The organism is Methylobacterium sp. AC690 (genome assembly GCF_979256535.1).
The window spans coordinates 40,716-60,546 of sequence record NZ_CEEDOX010000018.1 but is presented as its reverse complement, the minus strand read 5'-3'; the positions used below and the strand labels follow the sequence as shown (position 1 = coordinate 60,546).

Annotated in this window: 11 protein-coding genes; 5 read left to right on the top strand and 6 right to left on the bottom strand. The window is 71.0% G+C overall.

The window, feature by feature from the left end; translation table 11 throughout:
- Window positions 1-2 precede the first annotated feature (2 nt).
- Window positions 3-272, bottom strand: a complete 270-nt coding sequence (locus tag AC0IY1_RS20065; protein WP_244477219.1) for a PilZ domain-containing protein — start codon at window positions 270-272, stop codon at window positions 3-5.
- A gap of 623 nt (window positions 273-895) precedes the next feature.
- On the opposite strand from AC0IY1_RS20065, the gene poxB reads away from it, so the two are divergent.
- Window positions 896-2,656, top strand: coding sequence for a ubiquinone-dependent pyruvate dehydrogenase (gene poxB, locus AC0IY1_RS20060; RefSeq protein WP_471771817.1), 1,761 nt, complete (start codon window positions 896-898; stop codon window positions 2,654-2,656).
- 98 nt (window positions 2,657-2,754) lie between these two features.
- Here the strand turns inward: poxB and AC0IY1_RS20055 are convergent, their stop codons facing one another.
- Window positions 2,755-7,413, bottom strand: a complete 4,659-nt coding sequence (locus AC0IY1_RS20055; RefSeq protein ID WP_471771815.1) for a beta strand repeat-containing protein — start codon at window positions 7,411-7,413, stop codon at window positions 2,755-2,757.
- Window positions 7,414-7,825: 412 nt separating this feature from the next.
- Entirely contained in the window at window positions 7,826-8,530 is a 705-nt protein-coding gene (locus AC0IY1_RS20050; protein ID WP_244477226.1) for a GntR family transcriptional regulator, read from the bottom strand.
- A 158-nt stretch (window positions 8,531-8,688) separates the two neighbouring features.
- Between AC0IY1_RS20050 and AC0IY1_RS20045 the strand changes: the two genes are divergently transcribed.
- Complete coding sequence (locus AC0IY1_RS20045) at window positions 8,689-9,687, top strand: PfkB family carbohydrate kinase (protein ID WP_471771813.1); 999 nt, start codon at window positions 8,689-8,691, stop codon at window positions 9,685-9,687.
- Here AC0IY1_RS20045 and AC0IY1_RS20040 read toward each other — a convergent pair.
- Entirely contained in the window at window positions 9,662-10,741 is a 1,080-nt protein-coding gene (locus AC0IY1_RS20040; protein WP_471771812.1) for a helix-turn-helix transcriptional regulator, read from the bottom strand. The genes AC0IY1_RS20045 and AC0IY1_RS20040 overlap by 26 nt on opposite strands.
- A gap of 335 nt (window positions 10,742-11,076) precedes the next feature.
- Between AC0IY1_RS20040 and AC0IY1_RS20035 the strand changes: the two genes are divergently transcribed.
- The 3 genes from AC0IY1_RS20035 to AC0IY1_RS20025 all read left to right on the top strand — a co-directional run bounded on the left by AC0IY1_RS20035 (window position 11,077) and on the right by AC0IY1_RS20025 (window position 13,609).
- Complete coding sequence (locus tag AC0IY1_RS20035) at window positions 11,077-11,280, top strand: hypothetical protein (protein ID WP_471771810.1); 204 nt, start codon at window positions 11,077-11,079, stop codon at window positions 11,278-11,280.
- 19 nt (window positions 11,281-11,299) lie between these two features.
- Window positions 11,300-12,118 (top strand): LysE family translocator, encoded by an 819-nt coding sequence (locus AC0IY1_RS20030; RefSeq protein ID WP_471771809.1) that lies wholly within the window; start codon window positions 11,300-11,302, stop codon window positions 12,116-12,118.
- A 147-nt stretch (window positions 12,119-12,265) separates the two neighbouring features.
- Window positions 12,266-13,609, top strand: a complete 1,344-nt coding sequence (locus AC0IY1_RS20025; protein ID WP_471771808.1) for a glycosyltransferase family 87 protein — start codon at window positions 12,266-12,268, stop codon at window positions 13,607-13,609.
- Between the two features lie 711 nt (window positions 13,610-14,320).
- On the opposite strand, the gene AC0IY1_RS20020 is transcribed toward AC0IY1_RS20025, so the two are convergent.
- Both AC0IY1_RS20020 and AC0IY1_RS20015 read right to left on the bottom strand, forming a co-directional pair.
- Entirely contained in the window at window positions 14,321-18,103 is a 3,783-nt protein-coding gene (locus AC0IY1_RS20020) for a heparin lyase I family protein (protein ID WP_471771807.1), read from the bottom strand.
- A gap of 287 nt (window positions 18,104-18,390) precedes the next feature.
- Entirely contained in the window at window positions 18,391-19,617 is a 1,227-nt protein-coding gene (locus tag AC0IY1_RS20015) for an MFS transporter (RefSeq protein ID WP_471771806.1), read from the bottom strand.
- Window positions 19,618-19,831 lie beyond the last annotated feature (214 nt).

The window sequence follows — 19,831 nt, the reverse complement described above, 5'->3', positions numbered from 1 at the left end:
TCCTAAGGGGCCGGTTCGTCGACGAACTGGATGCCGATCTCACCCGGCTTGCGCCAGGCGACCCGGGCCGGGCGACGCTCGCCCTGCATCTCCAGGAGCAGCGTGAAGCGGTCGGGAATGCCGACCACGCTGGCGACCCGGAGGCGGGCGCCGGACGGGGAGCGGTTGCGCAGGGTGCAGTCGATCACGCCGCCACCGTGCAACGCGATCTTGCCTGCCAGCAACGTGCGGGAACGGGGCTCGGATCGTCTCTCTTCCATCGGGAGTGCCATGTGGTTGTGGTCTGAGCGAAGGTAAGTCCTGAGTGGTTACGACCCGGTAACGACAATGCCCGGGGCGGATCGGCATCGAAACGGCGCACCGATCATGTCCTGGGTGGGCCGGACGATGTGGAAGACCTTGCGAGTGTTCAGCGGTGAGGCCGTCGGCAGGCAGGGACGCGGCACCGAGGCGGCATCCGGCCGGGTGATCCTGACCCCAATCCGGGAGACATCATCGACCCGGCAGGCGATCTTGGCGGGTTTGTCGAGGGTGAGGCGGCCGGCGTGATCGGACCGGATCCAGGGCGCGGCGCGGCGGTCTTGCATGGGACGGATCTCGAGACCGATCGGACATCCCAGGATTCGGACGTCGCAGGATTCGGATATCGCAGGATTCAGGCGCCCGTGCGAAGAACGGCCTAACCGGGTCGCTCAAATTGCCCGTACCCCGCGAGAAAGCCTGCAACGCGGACGTCCGGGCGGGAAAACCGCGCCGGGTATACGGCGGAGGTCGTGTCGAGGTCGCGCGACGGGCCAATGCCCCCGGGTGACAGCTGTGCACGGGACACAACCCTCGGCTGGAACCGGGGGGTGCGACGTCCCGTTCGGCAGGGAGACAACCGGAGCCGAGCGCCATGAAGATCGTCACCGTCGCGGACCTCATCGTCGACACCCTGGATCAGGCGGGCGTCCAGCGGATCTACGGCATCGTCGGCGACAGCCTGAACGCGCTGACCGAGTCGCTGCGGGCCCGGGGCACCATCGACTGGGTCCATGTCCGGCACGAGGAGGTGGCGGCCTTCGCGGCGGGGGCCGACAGCCAGCTCTCGGGCAAACTCGCGGTCTGCGCCGGGTCCTGCGGGCCGGGCCATGTCCACCTGATCAACGGCCTCTACGATTGCCACCGCACCCGCACCCCGGTGCTGGCGATCGCGGCCCATATTCCCTCGTCGGAGATCGGTTCGGGCTACTTCCAGGAGACGCATCCGGGCGAGCTGTTCCGCGAGTGCAGCCACTACTGCGAGATGGTGGGCGACGCCTCCCAGCTGCCGCAGGTATTGGAGAACGCCATGCGGGCGGCGATCGGCCTCTCCGGCGTCGCCGTGGTGATCATCCCGGGCGACGTCGCCCTGATGGACGCGCCCACCCGCGGGGTCGCCCCCAATGCGGGGCTGATCCCGCCCAGGCCCGTGGTGCGGCCGGCCGAGACCGAGCTCACCGCGCTCGCCGACCTCTTGAACGGCTCCGAGCGGATCACCCTGCTGTGCGGGCGCGGCTGCGCGGGGGCCCATGCCGAGCTGCTCCAGCTGGCCGAGGCCCTGAAGAGCCCGATCGTGCATGCGCTCGGCGGCAAGGACGTGGTCGAGTACGACAACCCCTACGACGTCGGCATGACCGGGCTGATCGGCTTCGCCTCGGGCTATGCCGCGATGATGTCCTGCGACACGCTGCTGATGCTCGGCACCGACTTCCCCTACCGGCAGTTCTACCCGCAGGACGCCACAATCGCGCAGGTCGACATCCGCCCGGGCCAGCTCGGGCGCCGGTGCAAGCTCGACCTCGGCCTCGTCGGCCACGTGGACGACACCATTCGGGCCCTGCTGCCGAAGCTCACGGTCAAGACCGAGCGCAAGCATCTCGATGCCGCCCTGAAGCACTACGCCAAGGCGCGGGAGGACCTCGACGACCTCGCCACGGTCACGCCGACCCGGAGCTGGTTCGGCCTCAAATCCGGCCCGCAGCCGATCCACCCGCAATACCTGACCAAGCTCGTCAGCGAGGCGGCCGACGACGACACGGTGTTCACGGCCGATGTCGGCACCCCCACGATCTGGGCGGCGCGCTACCTCAAGATGAACGGCCGGCGCCGGCTGATCGGCTCCTGGGTTCACGGCTCGATGGCCAACGCCATGGCGCAGGGCATCGGCGCGCAATCGGCCTATCCCGACCGGCAGGTGGTCTCGCTCTCCGGCGACGGCGGCTTCACCATGCTGATGGGCGACCTCCTCACCCTGCGCCAGCAGCAGCTGCCCCTGAAGATCGTGGTCTACAACAACGGCACCCTCGGCTTCGTCGAGCTCGAGATGAAGGCCGCCGGCTACATCGAGACCGGCGTGTCCCTCGACAACCCGGACTTCGCCGCCATGGCCCGCGGCGCCGGCATCCATGCCGTCCGGGTCGAGGACCCGGCCGAGCTGGAGGGCGCCGTGCGCGAGGTGATGGCCCATCCGGGACCGGCCCTCCTCGACTGCGTGGTGGCCCGCCAGGAACTCTCGATGCCCCCGAAGATCGACGGCAAGCAGGTGAAGGGCTTCAGCCTCTACGTCCTGCGGGCGGTGATGAGCGGGCGCGGGGATTCGGTGCTCGACCTGGCGAAGACGAACCTCCTGCGCTGAGGGCCGGAGCCGCGCGAGCGGCCCGGGCTCTCCGGCCGCCCCCGGCCCCGAACCGCCGCCGCGGGCGCGGCCGGGTTTCGCCCGGCCGCCCGAGGCCGTCAGCCCAAGGGGGAACGGCCCTCGATCGCGCCGAACTGCAGGTAGTGCAGCATCGGGTCCATCTGCGCGGCGCCGACGTCCGGGTTGGCCGCTTCGTACGCGTTGGTGTGGAAGCCGGCGGAGGGATCGCGCCCTTCCTTCCAGCCGAACGCGTGATAATGCGCCAGCGGATCCATGTCGGCCGCGGCGACGTCCGCGTAGGCATTCAGGTACGCCTGGGTGTCGAAGATCGCATTCGGGTTGCGGCCCTCGTGCCAGCCGTTGGTCTCGTAGTGCTGGTACGCGAAGGCGAAGCTGTCCCCGCCGGCCTTGAGCGCCGCCTGGGCGACGTCGCGGTTGGACAGCAGATAGTATTCCGCGTCGAAGCCCGGATGCGTGTTCAGGTCGGTGGCGCGGCCCACGGCGTCGTAGGTCTCGCGTCCCTCGGCCTGACCGAAAGCGAGGTAGTGGGTCAGGGGATTCATGCCGTCCGCCTTCACGTCGGGATTCCGGGCGAGGTAGAGCTCGTTGTCGAAGCTCGACGACGGATCGCGGCCCTCTTTCCAGCCCTGGGTCTCGTAATGCGTCAGGGGATTCACCTTGGCGGCCGCGACATCCGCATTGGCCGCCAGGTAGCCCGTGGTGGAGAACGCGGCGTTCGGATCGCGGCCCTCCTGCCAGCCGAACTGGGCGTAGTGCGTGTCGGCATCCATGCCGTCCCGCCAGACGTCCTTGTTGCTCCCGTAGTAGAACAGGTCGTCGACCAGCGGGCTCGCATCGTTCTCGACGATGGTCCCATCGGTGAACCTGATCTCGTAGATCCCGGTGACGTCGTGGGACAGCCCGTTCGGATCGATGAGGAACGCGCGTCCCTCGTCCATCCGGACCTGCGAGGCGTCGAAGGCGAAGTTGAACGTGACGGAGTCGCGCGATCCCACGTCGATGATCGCCCCGATCGTCTCGGTGGCGCGCCCGTCATGGCCCAGGCCATCGGTGTAGGACGCAGCGATGGTGAGCGACTTGCCGCCATCCTGGTAGCCGGGCGTATAGACACCGGTGGTGTTCGTCTCGACCACGATCCCGTCGAGCGTGACGTCGTAGGCCACGCTGCCGGCGGCCGGGTCGCCATCCGCGTCCGTCACCCGGGCGGTGAGCATCTGTCCCTCGACGGCCTTGCCCTCGCTGAGGCCGGCCAGGATCAGGCTGCCGGCCCGGTCCCCGTCCGCCACGCTCCCGCCCGCGGCCGCGACCACGCCGTCATGCCCCTGGGCATCGGTGTAGCTGGCGATTACGGAGAGGGCCTTGCCGCCATCGGCGTAGCCGAGGGTGAACTGGCCGGACGTGTTGGTCTCGACCGTGCTGCCGTCGAGCTGGAAAGCATAGCTCGCCCCACCCGGCGCCGGGCCCCCGTCGGGGTCCGACAGGCTGGCGCTCACCGTCTGGCCCTCCACCACCAAGCCGGACAGCAGGAGGCTGCCGGCTCGGTCCACGTCCGTGACGCTGCCCCCCGCGGCTGCCACCACGCCGGCATGGCCCTGCCCATCGCTGTAGCTGGCGATCACCGAGAGGACCTTGCCGGCATCGGCATAGCCGAGGGTGTACTGGCCGGACGTGTTGGTCTCGACGGTGGCGCCGTCGAGCTGGAAGGCATAGCTCGCCCCACCCGGCGCCGGGGTGCCGTCGGGATCCGACAGGCTGGCGCTGACGGTCTGGCCTTCCGCCACCAGGCCGGACAGGACCAGGCTGCCGGCCCGGTCCCCGTCCGCCACGCTCCCGCCCGCGGCCGCGACCACGCCGTCATGCCCCTGGGCATCGGTGTAGCTGGCGATCACGGAGAGGACCTTGCCGCCATCGGCGTAGCCGAGGGTGAACTGGCCGGACGTGTTGGTCTCGACCGTGCTGCCGTCGAGCTGGAAAGCATAGCTCGCCCCACCCGGCGCCGGGCCCCCGTCGGGGTCCGACAGGCTGGCGCTGACGGTCTCGCCCTCCGCGACGAGGCCCGAGAGCAGGAGACTGCCGGCGCGGTCCACGTCCGTCACGCTGCCCCCCGCGGCCGAGGCGATGTCCGCGTGGCCCTGCGCATCCGTGTAGCTGGCGACCACCGCGAGCAGCTTGCCGGCATCGGCGTAGCCGAGGGTGTATTGGCCGCTGGTATTCGTTTCGACGGTGCTGCCATCGAGTTGGAATGCGTAGCTCACGCTCCCCGGCGCCGGAGTCCCATCGGGATCCGACAGGCTGGCGCTGACGGTCTGGCCCTCCGCCATCAGGCCGGACAGGAGCAGGCTGCCGGCCCGGTCTACGTCCGCCACGGCGCCACCCGCGGCCGAGGCGATGTCCGCGTGGCCCTGCGCATCCGTGTAGCTCGCGACCACCGAGAGCAGCTTGCCGGCATCCGCATAGCCGAGGGTGTATTGGCCGCTGGTATTCGTCTCGACGGTGCTGCCGTCGAGTTGGAAGGCGTAGCTCACGCTCCCCGGCGCCGGAGTCCCATCGGGATCCGACAGGCTGGCGCTGACGGTCTGGCCTTCCACCATCAGTCCCGACAGCAGGAGGCTGCCGGCCCGGTCCACGTCCGTGACGGCGCCAGCCGCGGCCGAGGCGATGTCCGCATGACCCTGTCCATCGGTGTAGCTCGCGACCACCGCGAGCACTTTGCCGGCATCGGCGTAGCCGAGGGTGTACTGGCCGGAGGTGTTGGTCTCGACGGTGCTGCCGTCGAGCTGGAAGGCGTAAGTCACGCTCCCCGGCGCCGGAGTCCCATCGGGGTCCGACAGGCTGGCGCTGACCGTCTCGCCCTCCGCGACGAGGCCCGACAGCAGGACGCTACCGGCTCGGTTCGCGTCCGTGACGGTGCCGCCCGCGGCCGCCACCACGCCGTCATGCCCCTGCGCATCCGTGTAGCTGGCAACCACCGCGAGGACCTTGCCGGCCTCGCCATAGCCGAGCGTGTACTGGCCGGAGGTGTTGGTCTCCACCGTGCTGCCGTCGAGCTGGAAGGCGTAGCGCACCCCGCCGGGTGCCGGGACCCCGTCGGGATCCGACAGGACGGCACTGACGGTCTGGCCCTCGGCCATCGACCCCACCAGGATCAGGCTTCCGGCCCGGTCCACGTCCGTGACGGTGCCGACTGCGGCCGAGGCGATGTCCGTGTGCCCTTGCGCATCGGTGTAGCTCGCGACCACCGAGAGCAGCTTGCCGGAATCGGCGTAGCCGAGGGTGTGCTGGCCGGAGGTGTTGGTCTCGACGGTGCTGCCGTCGAGCTGGAAGGCGTAGCTCACCCCACCGGCGGCCGGGACCCCGTCGGGATCCGACAGGCTGGCGCTGACCGTCTGGCCTTCCACCATCGGTCCCGACAACAGGAGGCTGCCGGCGCGGTCCACGTCCGTGACGGCGCCAGCCGCGGCCGAGGCGATGCCGGCATGGCCCTGCCCATCGGTGTAGCTCGCGACCACCGAGAGGGCCTTGCCGCCGTCGCCGTAGCCGAGGGTGTACTGGCCGGAGGTGTTGGTCTCGACCGTGCTGCCGTCGAGCCGGAAGGCGTAGCTCACGCCCCCCGGCGCCGGGGTGCCGTCGGGATCCGACAGGCTGGCGCTGACCGTCTCGCCTTCCGCGACGAGGCCCGAGAGCAGGACGCTGCCGGCGCGATCCACGTCCACCACGGTGCCGCCCGTGGCCGAGGCAACGCCGGCATGGCTCTGCCCATCGTTGTAGCTCGCGACCACGGACAGGGCCTTGCCGGCATCGGCGTAGCCCAGGGTGTACTGGCCGCTGGTATTCGTCTCGACCGTGCTGCCGTCGAGCTGGAAGGCGTAGCTCACGCTCCCCGCGGCCGGGACCCCGTCGGGGTCCGACAGGCTGGCGCTGACCGTCTCGCCTTCCGCCACCGTGCCCGACAGGAGCAGGCTGCCGGCCCGGTCCACGTCGATGACGGTGCCGGCCGAGGCGGAGGCGGTGTCCGCGTGCCCGAGGGCGTCGGTGTAGGTGGCCGTGACGGCGATGATCTTGCCGCTGTCGCCGTAGGTCGGCGTGTAGCTGTTGGACGCGGTCGCCTGCAGCACCTGATTCGTGACGATATCCAGGAAGGTGTAGAGCACCGTCCCGCCGGGCATCAGGCCATCGGCATCGCTGAGGGTCGCCACGATGGGCGTGCCTTCGGTCGCATCGCCGTTGGTCAGGCCGGACAGGGTCAGGTCCCCGGGCTGATTGGTCTCCGCGATCGTGTAGGGGCCTGCCGCGTAATCGCCGGGAATGAAGACCGCGTTGTTGACGTCCGCGAGGACGTTCAGGCTGATCGGCCCACCGATCTGCGCGGTCGGAAGGCTGAATTCCAGCACCGTGCGATCGGCATTGTAGGCGTAGGCGAGGGGTGTGCCCGAGACGAGGTTCTCCCCATCGGCCCCTGTATAGAGATAGGGTTTCCCGTCCGGCGCGATGTTGATGTTGAAATCGTAGCCGCCGTAGAGGCCGAAGAGTGTGTATCCGGTCGCCGCGCTGGCGTCGGTGTCGAGCCAGAGCGTGGTGTAGGTCCCGATCGCGGTTCCGGCGGGGGCCGTGATGGCGAAGGATGCCACGCCGCCCTCGATGTGCCCATAGAGGCCGTAATCCGTCGGCCCGCTGCCGACAGGATTGAGACGATCGGAAGGCGCCCATTCACCGAGATTACCGTCCATCGTATACATGGCGTCCCTGTCTCCCTGCGACAGAAAAGATACGAACAACGACGACCACAGCGTATCTAACGACGCGAACAGGTCCTGATGCGCGCTTCAGAGGAGCCAGATGAGTGGCAGTAAAGATCAGGGCTCCAGAACAACCATTCGCGATTAGACGATAACGCTGCCGTTTTTGCGTCTATTTTTACGTACCGCAGCGGGACAACGAGGAAAATCAAACCTTTGGTTCTTTGAATAACGAAAAATGATTAGAGACTTCGGGCGGGCACGGGCGGATGATCCACGCCGCGGCGGTGCGGGTTCGGCGCAGGCGCCAGCGCGGCCCGCCGCGTCCGGCGGATCGCTGCGGTGGGCTCGGGGATCGGCTCCGGAGCGGCGCCGGCGTGCCGATCCGGGCACGGCCGCGCGGACCCGCGCCTCAGGTGCTGAGGTTCAGGCGGTAGCGGTACGCGTCGCCGCGGAACAGGCCCTCGACATACTCGATCATCACCGAGTCGCCGTTGTAGCTGTGGCGCTTGATCAGCAGGCAGGGGAGGGGCTGGGCGAAGGCGAAGATCTCGCATTCGGCCGCATTCGGCATCGTCGCCTCCACGGTCTGCTCGCAGCGCACGAGGCGGCCGCCGGGGTGCTCGGCGAGGAAGGCGTAGACCGAGCCGGAGAGGTCGCCGGTCTCCAGGGCGGGCACGGCCCGGAGGTTGTACCAGGCCACCTCCCGGGACATCGGCACGCCGTCGCCGGAGCGCACGCGGGTCAGCCGCAGGAACGGGGCCGTGGAGGGCAGGCCGAAGATCGAGGCGATCGAGCGGTCCTCGGTGACCGCCCGCTCCAGGATGCGGGAGGAGGGGATCTTGCCGAGCTCCCGCATCTCCTCGGTGAAGCCCTTGAGGCGGTCCATGCCCGGGCGCACCGGCTCGGGGCGGTGGCGCACGAGGAAGCCGGAGCGCCCGCGGGGGACGAGCAGGTCCTCGTCGCTGAGCTCGGCATAGGCGCGCTGGACCGTGACGCGGCTGACCCCGAGACTGTCGGCCAGTTGTCGTTCGGCCGGCAGGATGACGCCCGGCGGCAGCGAGCCCGACAGGATCAGCTCGCGCAGCTGGCCCTCGATCTGCCGGTAGAGCGGCATGGCGGTGTCGCCGCGCAGCCGCAGCAGGGACAGCACCGAGGGGCGATCACCGGCCGCGAGATCCGGCGCGACATCGCCGTGTATCGTCCGATTTCTAGGGCGCACGTCCGACCGACCTCCGGTAGGGATGCTTATATCGGATCAGCCCGGGGTGCTCCATGCGGGTCTTCGTCATCGGCAGCTTCGTGATCGCCTGCTCGGTCAAGGTCGCGCGGCTGCCGCAGGCGGGCGAATCCCTCGCGGGCTCGGCCTTCCGCGCCGAGCCCGGCGGCAAGGGCTTCAACCTCGCCCTGGCCGCGCACCGGCTCGGCGTCCGGGTGGACGGGCTCTTCGCCGTCGGCGAGGACGTGTTCTCCCCGGTGGTCCGGTCGACCTTCGCGCAGGTGGGCTTTCCCGACACCATGCTGGTGCCGCGTGCGGGCTCGACCGGGGCCGGCGTCGCCTTCGTCGATCCGGCGGGGGAGAACTGCCTCGCGGTCTGCCTCGGGGCCAACCTCGCCCTGACGGCGGCGGATGTCCGGGCCGCCGCCGCCCGCGTCGAAGCCGCCGACCTCGTGGCGGCGACCTTCGAATCCCCGGATGCGCCCATCCGCGAGGCCTTCGCCCTGGCCCGGAGGCGGGGCCGGCCCACCCTGCTCAACCCGTCGCCGATGCGCCCCCTCGACCCCGCGATCCTGGCCGACACCACGATCCTCGTGGTCAACGGGATCGAGGCGGCGGAACTCGGCCTCGGCACGGCCGAGACTCTGGAAGCCATCCGGACCGGGACGCGCGCCCCGACGCCGGCCATCGCCGCCCTCCTCGACGGCGGCCCGGCCTGCCTCGTGGTGACCCTGGGGGAGCGCGGCGCGATCGCGTTCCGCCCCGGCCTGCCGCCCCTGCGCCAGCCGGCCTTCGCGGTGACGGCGATCGATACGGTCGGGGCAGGGGACGCCTTCGCGGCCGGCCTGATGGCGGCCCTGCTGGCGAAGGCCCCCCTCGATGCCGCCCTGCGACGCGCGGCGGCCTGCGGGGCGCTGGCCACCGGTCAGTTCGGAGCCTTCGACGCCTTCCCGACCGCCGCCGCCCTGGACGCCTTCTTGGACGCCTTCTTGGACGCCTTCCCGGACGCCGCCTCCCCCGGTGCCGGCCTCAGCACGGGACCGACGGCCCGCTGAACAGCGAGAGCGAGGCGACGATGCTGAGGAGCTCCGCCTGCCGCTTGGTCCCCGTCTTGTTGAAGATCGAGGTGAGCTGGGTCCGCACCGTGCTGGTCTGCACGCCGACGCTCTCCGCATAGGTCTGCAGGCGCAGGCCCCCGGCCAGGGCCTGGAGCAGGCGCGCCTCCGCCGGGGTCAGGTCGAACAGCAGGTGGAGGAGGCCGTCATCCGGCGCCGCCCGGACGCCGACCTCCACCAGGATGAGCAGCACCGCCGAGGCGTCGAAGACGTCGCCGGGGTGCCGGTCGAAGCGCAGGATATGGGCGATGTGGGCGCGGTGGTCGGCGTAGCTGCGCACCGGCATAATCTGGGCCGTGCGCCGGCCGGCGACCACGTTGGCGATCGCGTCCTGCAGGAGCTTACTGTTGGCCAGGCTCTTGAACAGCAGGCCGCCGTGCTGGCCCGAGGGCAGGACCTCGTCCCGCTCCTGCAGGCGGGCATTCATGGTCAGGACCCGGCCCGAGGCCGACAGGACCGCCGCCGGCAGCCCGATCCGGCTGAGGGCCGTGGTGGTGGTGCGGGCGCGCTCGGAGCCGAATTGCGCGCTGAGCTGGCAGGCGCGGACGAGATGCGGCCGCAGGGCGTCGAGGCGCGGCAGGAGGCCGGCCTCGTGCGGACCCGACTCGGCCCGGCGCTCGGCCGTGACGATCGCCACGTCGCCGGTGGGGAGGGGGATCGTCGTGCCCACCTGCCAGAACGGTTCGTCGACCCGGCAGGCCCGGCCGTCGTAGGAGCCCGGCAGCAGGTCGACGTCGCGGACGAAGCTGCCATGGGCGAGGGCGCGCCACTGCGCCGTGCGCCCGCTGCCGCGCCCGGTCGCGGCGTCGGTGTGATGCCGCAGGCGGCGCTCGAGGGCGGGGGAGGCGATCCAGCGCGGCGTGCCCGCGGGCGGCAGCACCATCAGCACGCCGCCATCGGAATGCGCGGTCTCGCCGAAGCATTGGAGCACGTCCGGCCAAAGTTCCGGCGTGCCGGCCGCCTCGTAGATCCGGTCGATTAGAGCTTCCCGCACCGGCCCGCCCCATCAGTGATCTGTCTGATCTTGATAAGACCAATATCAGTCCAAAACCGGCAGCGGTATCCTCCGAATGGGGGATGTCGCCGGCCCGACGGGGGCACGGGGACGTCGGCGGCGCCCTCCGTACAGGGCCGCGGCCATGGCGGGCGGGATCCGGCCGGCGTCCGGAACGGCGGCAAGCCCCTGGCGAGACAGGCCTTTCCCGATGGGACGCGCGCGCCGTGCGGGGTCCGCGCCGACCGGAGCGGCGGCGGCCACGCCATCCGCCGTCCGGTGGATGCCCGGCCTCCCGGCCTGCCTAGACTATCGGTGTTTCGGAGGATCCAGCCATGAAGATCTTATGCGCCGGCGTCATCATCATCCTGTCCTGCACGGTGACCTGGGCGGACGAACTCAACGACTTGCCCGATCTCGCCTGCGCCCAGGCCTCCTCGGCCCTGGAGCGGGCTCAGATCGGGTGCCCGGAGGCGAGCCGCGCCCCCGTCGCGCCCCGCGCGGACATCGTCCCCCTCGACCGCGCGGAGGACGATTAGGCGCCCCGCCGCGGGCGCCATGGGCGTCCTCGTCACCGCCCTGCTGACCGGCGCGAGCCTGGGCCTGTCCATCGCCGCCCCCATCGGCCCGACGAGCCTGCTCTGCATCCAGCGCACGCTCGCGGGCGGCCTGCCCACCGGCCTCGCCACCGGGCTCGGCGTCGCGACGGTCCACCTGACCTACGGAACCCTGGCGACAGGCTGGGGCGCCGGCTTGCCGGCGGCCTGGTCGAACGCGGCCCTGCCCTCCCTCGTCTCGGGGGCGGTGCTGCTGGCCGTCGCCATCCGGATCCTGCGCCGCGTCGCGGTCCTGGGCCTGCCGGGCGCGGGGCACCGCAGCCTGGTGGCCAGCTACGGCAGCGCCATCGGGCTCGCCCTGGCGAACCCGATCACCCCCGTCCTGTTCCTGGCCGCCCTGCCGGCCCTGCCGGTCCCGGGCAGCGCCCCGCTCCCGCTCCTGGCGGCGGGCGTGTTCCTGGGGTCGTTCGGCTGGTGGATCACCCTCAACACGGCGGTCGCGCTGTTCCGGCGCGGCCTGACCAGCCGCACCCTGAACCGGATGAACCGGGCCGCGGGCCTCCTCCTCGCCGTCCTGGCGGTGAGCCTCCTGGCCAGAGGTCTGGCCACGGGTGTGGCCACGGGTCCGGACAGCGGCATGGCCGGTGATTCGGCGGCCGGCCTGGATCGGGCCTCGTCCTGCGCGCGCGGGCCGGAGCCGCGCGATCCGGAGCCGGCGGCAGGCCCCGCGCGTCATCGGCCGGTCCCGGACCCCGGCGGACCGGACGCCGACCGTCCGCGCGGCGACGTCGCGTCGGACGCGTCCGACACGTCGCACTGACCGCGTTCCCGGGGGCAGGGCGCGGTTTGTTAAGCGCTTCCGGCCTTACTGATCGGGGCGGACGCAGACTCCGGCCGCCCGGGCCGGGGCCGTCCGCGTGGCCCCCGGTCCCCCGGAGCGGGCCTGGTGCGTGGGATCCGAATGGCCATGACGGGACGGCGCAGAGCCGCGGTTTCGCCCCTCGGCGCAGGGCGCGCCGAGTTCGTGGCCCTGGTGAGCTCCGATGCGCGCCTGCTCGCCTTCGCCCGGCGCGCCGCCCTGATCCTCGTGCCGCTGACCCTCGGCGTCGTTGCCGTGCTGTACGGCACCGGCCCCACGCCGCGGCGCAACTGGCAGGGCGACGGGCTCGGCGTGGATTTCAGCCAGATCTGGGTCGCCGGCCGGGCGGCGCTGGAGGGCCGCGCCGGGGAGCCCTACGACCTGCCCGTGCATCTCGCGAACCTCAAGGCCGCGTTCGGGCCGGATTGCCGCTTCGCCTGGCACTACCCGCCGGTGTTCCTGCTGCCGGCCGCCGCCCTGGCGGTGTGGGAGCCGCAAGCCGCCTTCTGGCTCTGGACCACGCTGTCTGTCGGCGTGTTCGCCTTCGCGATGCGGATCGCGGCCGGGCACCGCGACGGCGCCTGGATCGCGCTCGCGCATCCGCTCGTCTTCTGCACCCTCGTCTACGGCCAGAACGGCCTGTTCACCGCCGGGTTCCTGACGCTGGGCGCGACCTGGGTGGACCGGCGCCCCTGGCTGGCGGGGCTGTGCTTCGGCCTGCTCTGCTACAAGCCGCACTTCGCCGTGCTGGCGCCGCTCCTGCTCCTGGCCACGGGCCGCCGGGCCTGCCTGGGCGCCTGCCTCGCCACCATGCTCGCCCTGGTCGCCGCCTCCCTGGCGGCGTTCGGCCCGGCCGCCTGGATCGGCTTCCTGCAGACCCTCGGCACCACGAACCAGATCATCCTCCGGGACGCCGGGGCGGGCCTCGACATCAACGTCAGCGCCTTCGGCGCGGTGCGGCTCGCGGGCGGCGCGATGGCCGCCGCCTGGGCCTTCCAGGGCCTCGTCGCCCTAGCGGCGCTGGCCCTCGCCCTCCGGAGCTGGCGCCGGCCGACGCCGGCGCCCCTGCGTTCCGCCGCCCTGCTCGCCGCGGTGCCGCTGCTCTCGCCCTACGTGCCGGTCTACGACCTCGCGCCCCTGGTGCCCGCGACCCTGTTCCTCGTCCTGGCGGCCCGGGAGGCCGGGGGCCTGGGCTGGCCGGAGCGGGCCCTCCTGTGTGCCACGCCCCTGTTCGCCCTGCCGCGGGTCGTCGCCGACCTGACGAGCCTGCCCCTCGGGCTCGGGCTGGCCCTGGCCGTGCTCGCCTGCGTTGCCCTTCGGGTGATCCGGCCCGACGCGGCCGCGACGCGCCCCGGTCCGTCGACGGCTCCGCAGCCGGGCGACCCGGGACGCTTGGAACGCTTGGGACACTTGGAACGCCTGGAACGCCTGGAGCCGACGCGCAGGGCGTGAGACCCGAACGGTCCATCTCCCGGACCCGCCCGAGGCGGGACCGTGCCGCAGCGCCTGGCCTCGCCCGGCCGGACACCGGCGGGCTCGCCCCTGCCGTCCGGTCGTGTCGCCGGGCTCGTGGCCACGGGCGGCGTCGGGTCGGGGCAGGTCGGGTCGGGTCCGTCCGGGGCGCGGCGGTCCCTCCCGTGTTCCGCCTGGATCCGGCGCGATCGTCCCGGACGCCTGCGCGGGCGGTGGCCGGGACGATGGCGGATGTTCGCGGGTGGGCGTGCGCCGCGAGAGACGATCCGCTCCGGGACGGGCGGCGCGCGGGGCGTTCGATCCGCGAGCGCTGGATCCGTCCACGCCTGGCGCGGGTTGCGGCGGTCCGGGCACCCGCCCGTAAGCCGCATGTGCGGGGCGCCGCGAGCACTCCCGAGCGCACGCTTCGAAGCGCATCCCCGGCCGGGACTGCCGCGGCCTGCGCCGAGATCCGGGGATCGCCGGCTCGGGGCGAGTCCGCGCGTCGGACCGGCGCGTGCCGGCGGCCTTGATTCCTTGCGCGGTCTTGGTCCCCGGCGCGGGCTGCTCCCGGCGCAAGGCTGGGCGCCGAGGGCGTCGGGGAGGGCAACGGCATTCGGCCCGCCCCTGGGCCGGGCGGGCCGTCTGGTCCGGGGCCGGAGGCCGGGCAGGCCGGCCTCGCGATAGCCCCCTGAGCCGGGCCGCAGCGCCTCAGACGATGTGGAAGTCGTTCATCACGAGCTGGTCCTTCTGGACACCGAGGAGCGTCACGGTGTCGTGGGCGATCGTGGTCAGCACCACGTCGTTGCCGACGTCCCGCGCCGACCAGATCGGGTTGTCGTGCTGGAAGGCGCCCGCATCGAACTGGAGCACGTCGTGCAGCGAGCCCGTGCCGGCGTTGAAGCCCGAGATCGTGTCGTGGCCGAACCCGCCCTTGAAGACGAAGGTGTCGGCGCCGGCGCTGGTGAAGTGGTCGTCCGACGGGGAGGACCCCACCGTCACGCCGCGGGCCAGGACCGTCACGTCGTGACTGCCGTCGCGGTGCATCGCATCGGCGTAGAGGGTGCGCCCGGCGGCGTCGAAGGCCGTCCCCAGCGAGGCGTGCGTCGCGTCCTGCGGCGTGAAGTCGAACACCATCTTGGCGATCGACGCGCCGGGCGCGTACTTGATGATCTGCTCGTCCAGCACGCCGCCGACGTAGCTCTCCGTGGTCGTCGAGCCGTCGGCGCCGGTCTTGAGCGTCGAGACGAGGTGCCCGTCGGCGTCGGTCCGCTCGATCGCGACGAGCTTCCCGGCCGCATCGTAGGACGCGTGGGTGGCGGTGTAGGCGAGCCCCTTGAGGCCGTACTGGAACACCTCCTTGCCGAGGACGTCGCCCGGGGCATGGGTGACCGTCTGCGACGTGACCGCCGCGCCGTCATAGACCGTCGCCACCGCCGACTTGTCGGCGTGGACCTCGGTGACCGCGGTGACGTGGCCGGCGGCGTCGACCGTGACGGTCTTCGCGCTGCCGTCGGTGCCGGCGACGGTGGTCGAGGCCAGGACGCCCTTGGCGTCGAAGGAGCGCGTCGTCGTGGTGCCGTCCGCGTCGCGCACCGCCTGGTAGTCCAGGGTGCCGTCGGCGTGGCTGCGGGTCGAGAGCACGAGGTTTCCGGCCTTGTCGTAGCCCTGGTAGGTCTCGACGTAGCTCTTCCCGGTGACCCCGTACTGGTGCACTTCGCGGGCATAGGCCGCGTCGGCCCCGCTGTGGACGACCACCTCCTTGGTGAGGCTGCCGTCCTTGTAGGAGCGCGTCACCACGTCCTGCAGGGTGCCGGCGGCATCGTAGGACGAGACGGTCTGGTTGTCGGGCGTGCCGCTCTTCACTTCGAAGCTGTAGCCGTCCCCCTTGATCGCCTTGAGGGCGGCGCCGTAGCGCTCGACGTACTGGGCCACGCGCCCGGCCGGCACGGTGAGGACATGGCTGTCCGTGAGCCAGACGCCGGCCAGCCCGGCCGTGGCGCCGATCGTCCCGATCTGCTTCACGAACTCCGCGCTGGTCATGACGAAGGCGGAGACGCTGTCGGAGTTCTGGCTCATGAGGCCGGCCTCGGTCAGGGTCGAGGCGCTGAGCTTGTGCGGACCGGCCGCCAGGCCGGCCGTCTTGAAGCTGTAGGTGCCGTTGGCCGCGGCCGTCGTCGTGCCGATGAGCTGACCGTTGTCGTAGATCATCACGGCCGAGCCCGCGAGGGCCTCGCCCTTCAGCACCGCCACCAGGGCCCCGCCGACCATCTGGGTCGCCGCCGTCGGCGCCGGGCCCATCACGGGGCCGATGCCCGCATGGGCACCGCCCTGCACCATGGCCAGGGTCGGCGCCGGCTCGCTGCCGAGGCCGAGGGCCGGGGCGAACTTGGTGTCGACCCAGGTGTCGGCCACGTATTCGAGCTTCGTCTGCTTGCCCGAGGCATCGTACCAGCGGTGGATGCTGCCGTAGGTCTTGCCGGAGATCCCGAAGTCCCAGGCCTCCTTGGTGCCGTCGGCGTGGGTGATGACCTCCCGGGTCTGCACGCCGCCGACGAAGGTCTTCACGTCGTTCGACTTGTCGGCCAGCACGATCTTCTCGGAGGCGAGGCGCTGGGCGGTGTCGTAGATGCGGGTGCGGGTCGAGCCGTCCGTGGCCAGCCAGGTGATGGTGTCGAACGAGCCGTCCGCCCGGGTCTTGAACTCGGTCAGGAGCTGGTTCGTGGCCGAGTAGCTCTGGTGCAGGGTGACGTAGGACTGGCCGGCGATGTTGTAGGTAAAGTTCTCCTTCATGACCAGGCTGCCGGCGGCGTGGGTCACGAACTCGTTCGTCAGGACACCGTTGGTGAAGACCTGCGTGTCGGTCGACTTGTCGGCGTAGGTGGTGGTCTTGTTCGTGACATCGCCGGCGGTGTTGTAGTTGCTGACCACCGTGACGCCGTCGCTGCCGGCGAGATTGGTGGACTTGAGCTTGCCGGCGGCGTCGTAGACCTTGGTCAGCGTTCCGCTGGCATCGACCTTGGACCAGTAGTCCGGGGTCCCGTCCGCGTGGCTGCGGGTCGTGAGCACGACGTTCCCGGCCTTGTCGTAGGCCTGGTAGATGGTCGTGTAGCTCTTGCCGGTGATGCCGTACTGGTAGACTTCGCGTGCGTAGCTGGCCGCATCGCTCGCATCGACGAAGGTCTCGCGCAGGAGAACCCCGTCCTTGGTCAGGGCCGTGTAGCTGCTGACCAGCGTGCCGCCGGCGTCGTAGCGCGAGAGGGTCCGGTTGTCGGCCGTGCCACTCCAGAACTGGAACTGGTATCCGCCGTCGATCTTGGCGAGCACCTCCTTGTCGAGGGCGTTCATGCTCTGCATCTGGGCGAGCGAGGACACCGTGAAGACGTGCTTGTCCGTCAGGTAGACGCCCGCCAGGTCCGCCTTGGCCGCGATCGCATCGATGCGCCCGAGGATGTCCGCCGAGGTGCCGACCTCGACCACGACCTCCGCCGACACCTTGCTCAGGTGGCCCGCGGCGTCGGTGGCGGTGGCGGTGAAGACGTTGCTGCCTGCGGTGACGCCCGCGACCTTGATGACGTAGGTCCCGTCGGCGCCGCTGACGCCCTGGGCGACGAGCTGTGAACCGTCGTAGATCTTGACGATCGCGCCGGCCGGCGCGCTGCCCTTGAAGGTGGCGCCGACGGTCCCGTCCTTGGCCACGGCGCCGGTGACGAGGGCGAGGGTCGGCGCCGCCGCCGCCGCGACATAGGCCGCGCCCGCCTTGGGCATGTCGACCATGTCGCCGATGTTGATCTGCAGGTCGGAATAGGTGGCGGCGATCGTCTCGGCGGCGGGCGAGCGGTAGATGCCCTCCTTCCAGTAGACGCCCTTGGTGTCGGCGTAGCCCATCGGGCCGGTGTAGTCGGCGATGACCTGGCCGTCGCGCACGACCACGAGCCGGCCGGCGCCGGTGGGGTCGAACACCGCCTTGATGTCGATGTCGTAGGTGTGGCCGCGCTGGATGTCCTGGGTGTCGAGGTAGACCGCCTTCTCGACGATCGTCCCGCTGGCGTCGCGATAGCGCACCATCACGGACATCTTCTCGCCGACCATGTTGATCGACATGCCGGGAGGCGCGCCGGCCTGGCCGTCGGTGGCATCCTGGATCAGCTGGCCGAAGGCGAGCCAGCCCTTGGCGGTGTTCGCCGCGCCGGGCTCCAGGGTGAACTTGTAGGAGATCTCGGCCGGAACGCCCTGCTTGATCAGCTCGCGGCTGGACACCTCGGAGCGCTCGGCGCCGTTCCGCTGCTTGTCGTACCAGTTGCTGTCGCCCGAGCGGACCTCGAAGCGCAGCGTGTTGTTGTCGGTGGAGGTCAACGCGTAGGAGGCGTTGGTGTCGTAGGAGTAGCCCGAACCGGCATTCAGAACGTCGTAAACGTCGTTGCCGAGCCCCATCAGATAATAGATCGGGCTGCCTGCCTTCCAATCCTTCGCGTCGACAATGACCGCGCCCATCCCGTCCTCGCACCCTGATCTGAATTGACCTGATGCAAGCGTTGTATCCGTCGAGTTAATACATTCTATTCCCCTCAGTAGCGCAATTCTTGTGTTTGATTTGAAATTTCATTTACCTTTCCAAGGCGTATCAAAACTTCATCGGCATCCACCTCCCGTACAGAACGGCCTCGGCCGCGACGGCACGCGCGCTGGCGCCGGAGCCCGCATGGAGCGGGTGAGACCCGCGCCGGGGCGGCCCGACACGCCCGGGGGGGCTTCGATCGCCCCGTTTCGCGGTCCACCCCTCAGGCCGTCGCCGACCGGATCGCCCGCCGGGCGACGATCACCGAGAGGATTCCATTCACCACCGCGATGCCGAGCATCAGGTCGAGGAGGACGTCGAGGCCGAACCAGTCCGTGAGGTAGCCGCAGGCCAGGGGCGTCGCCGCCTGCCCGAGAAGGGGCAGGCGCGCGAGCCGGCCCATGACGGCCGCGTAGTCGTCCTGGCCGTAGAGGGTGAGGGGGAGGGTTCCCCGCACCACGGTCCGCATGCCGTTGCCCGCCCCGTAGAGGACGATGGCGAGCCAGGCGAAACTCGGCGCCGTGGCCAGGATCAGGAGGCCGAGCCCGACGCTCCCGCTCGACACGAGGAGCGCCCAGGCCGGATGGGCGCGACGCCCGAAGACGAGTTCGAGGATGCGGGCTCCGACCTGGGACGGCCCGATGAGCGCGCTCAGGGCCACGGCCGCACCGGCGGAGACGCCCTTGGCCTGCAACAGCAGCAGGAGTTGCACCGAGACCGCCGTCATGATGACCGCCGCGCTCGTGAACGTCACGGCGAGGAGGTGCTCGCCCGGCAGGCGAGCCGGCCCGGTGGGTTTCGCGAGCGGCGTCGCGCCCACGGCGGGCGGAGGGAGGACGGCAGCGCTCCGCTCCCGGCGGGGGAGGGCCCAGGCGAAGAGCGGCGCCACCACCAGGACCGCGAGCACGGCGTAGACGACGCAGGTGCCGCGCCATCCGACCTGGACGACGAGGAAACGCGTCGCGGGCCAGCACACGGTGATGGCAAAGCCCGACGCGATGGCGATCTGGGTCATCGCCCGGCGGGCCGAGGCACCGTAGGCCTGCCCGATGGCGGCGAAGAGCGGATCGTAGAGGGCCGCCGCCATGCCCGCGCCGATGACGGCCCAGGCGAGGAGGAAGATCGGCAGGTTCGGGGAGACCGCCATCAGGATCTGGCCCGCGGCGATGACCAGGGATCCGGCGACCAGGACGGTCCGGCCGCCATGACGCCGGATCATCCGGCCGATCCAGGGTGAGAGGACCCCGGAGATCAGGATCGCGAGTGATAGGGCACCCACCACCATGCCCTGCGGCCAGCCCGTGGACTGGACGATGGGATCGGCCAGCACGGCCAACAGGAAGAACGAGCCGCCCCACAGGACGATCTGGGTCAGGCCGAGGGCGACGTTGCCCGGCAGGGTCGGTCCGGCGGCTGTTGCCGGAGGGGGCGCCGGAGACGTCTTCGGCAAGGGTGTTGGGGACACGGGTGTTCTGGACAAGGGGGCTCTGCTCCGCATTGCGGGCAATCCATCGTCGGGCCTGAGAGGATCGCGGTCTGGCGGTTTCTTCGGGTGGACGAGCTGTATCCCACCCGGATGCCGCGCGCGACGCGATCCGCCGCGACGGCCCGGATGGTGTCTCCGACGAAACCCGGTGCGCGGCCCACCGGCCGAGCGGCGGGAG

Excerpts from the sequence above, each read along its gene's own strand:
- AC0IY1_RS20055 (WP_471771815.1), bottom strand. The coding sequence starts at position 7,413 with ATGTATACGATGGACGGTAATCTCGGTGAATGGGCGCCTTCCGATCGT.
- AC0IY1_RS20025 (WP_471771808.1), top strand. The coding sequence starts at position 12,266 with ATGACGGGACGGCGCAGAGCCGCGGTTTCGCCCCTCGGCGCAGGGCGC.
- AC0IY1_RS20030 (WP_471771809.1), top strand. The coding sequence starts at position 11,300 with ATGGGCGTCCTCGTCACCGCCCTGCTGACCGGCGCGAGCCTGGGCCTG.
- AC0IY1_RS20065 (WP_244477219.1), bottom strand. The coding sequence starts at position 272 with ATGGCACTCCCGATGGAAGAGAGACGATCCGAGCCCCGTTCCCGCACG.
- AC0IY1_RS20050 (WP_244477226.1), bottom strand. The coding sequence starts at position 8,530 with ATGCCGCTCTACCGGCAGATCGAGGGCCAGCTGCGCGAGCTGATCCTG.
- AC0IY1_RS20035 (WP_471771810.1), top strand. The coding sequence starts at position 11,077 with ATGAAGATCTTATGCGCCGGCGTCATCATCATCCTGTCCTGCACGGTG.
- AC0IY1_RS20045 (WP_471771813.1), top strand. The coding sequence starts at position 8,689 with ATGCGGGTCTTCGTCATCGGCAGCTTCGTGATCGCCTGCTCGGTCAAG.
- AC0IY1_RS20020 (WP_471771807.1), bottom strand. The coding sequence starts at position 18,103 with ATGGGCGCGGTCATTGTCGACGCGAAGGATTGGAAGGCAGGCAGCCCG.
- poxB (WP_471771817.1), top strand. The coding sequence starts at position 896 with ATGAAGATCGTCACCGTCGCGGACCTCATCGTCGACACCCTGGATCAG.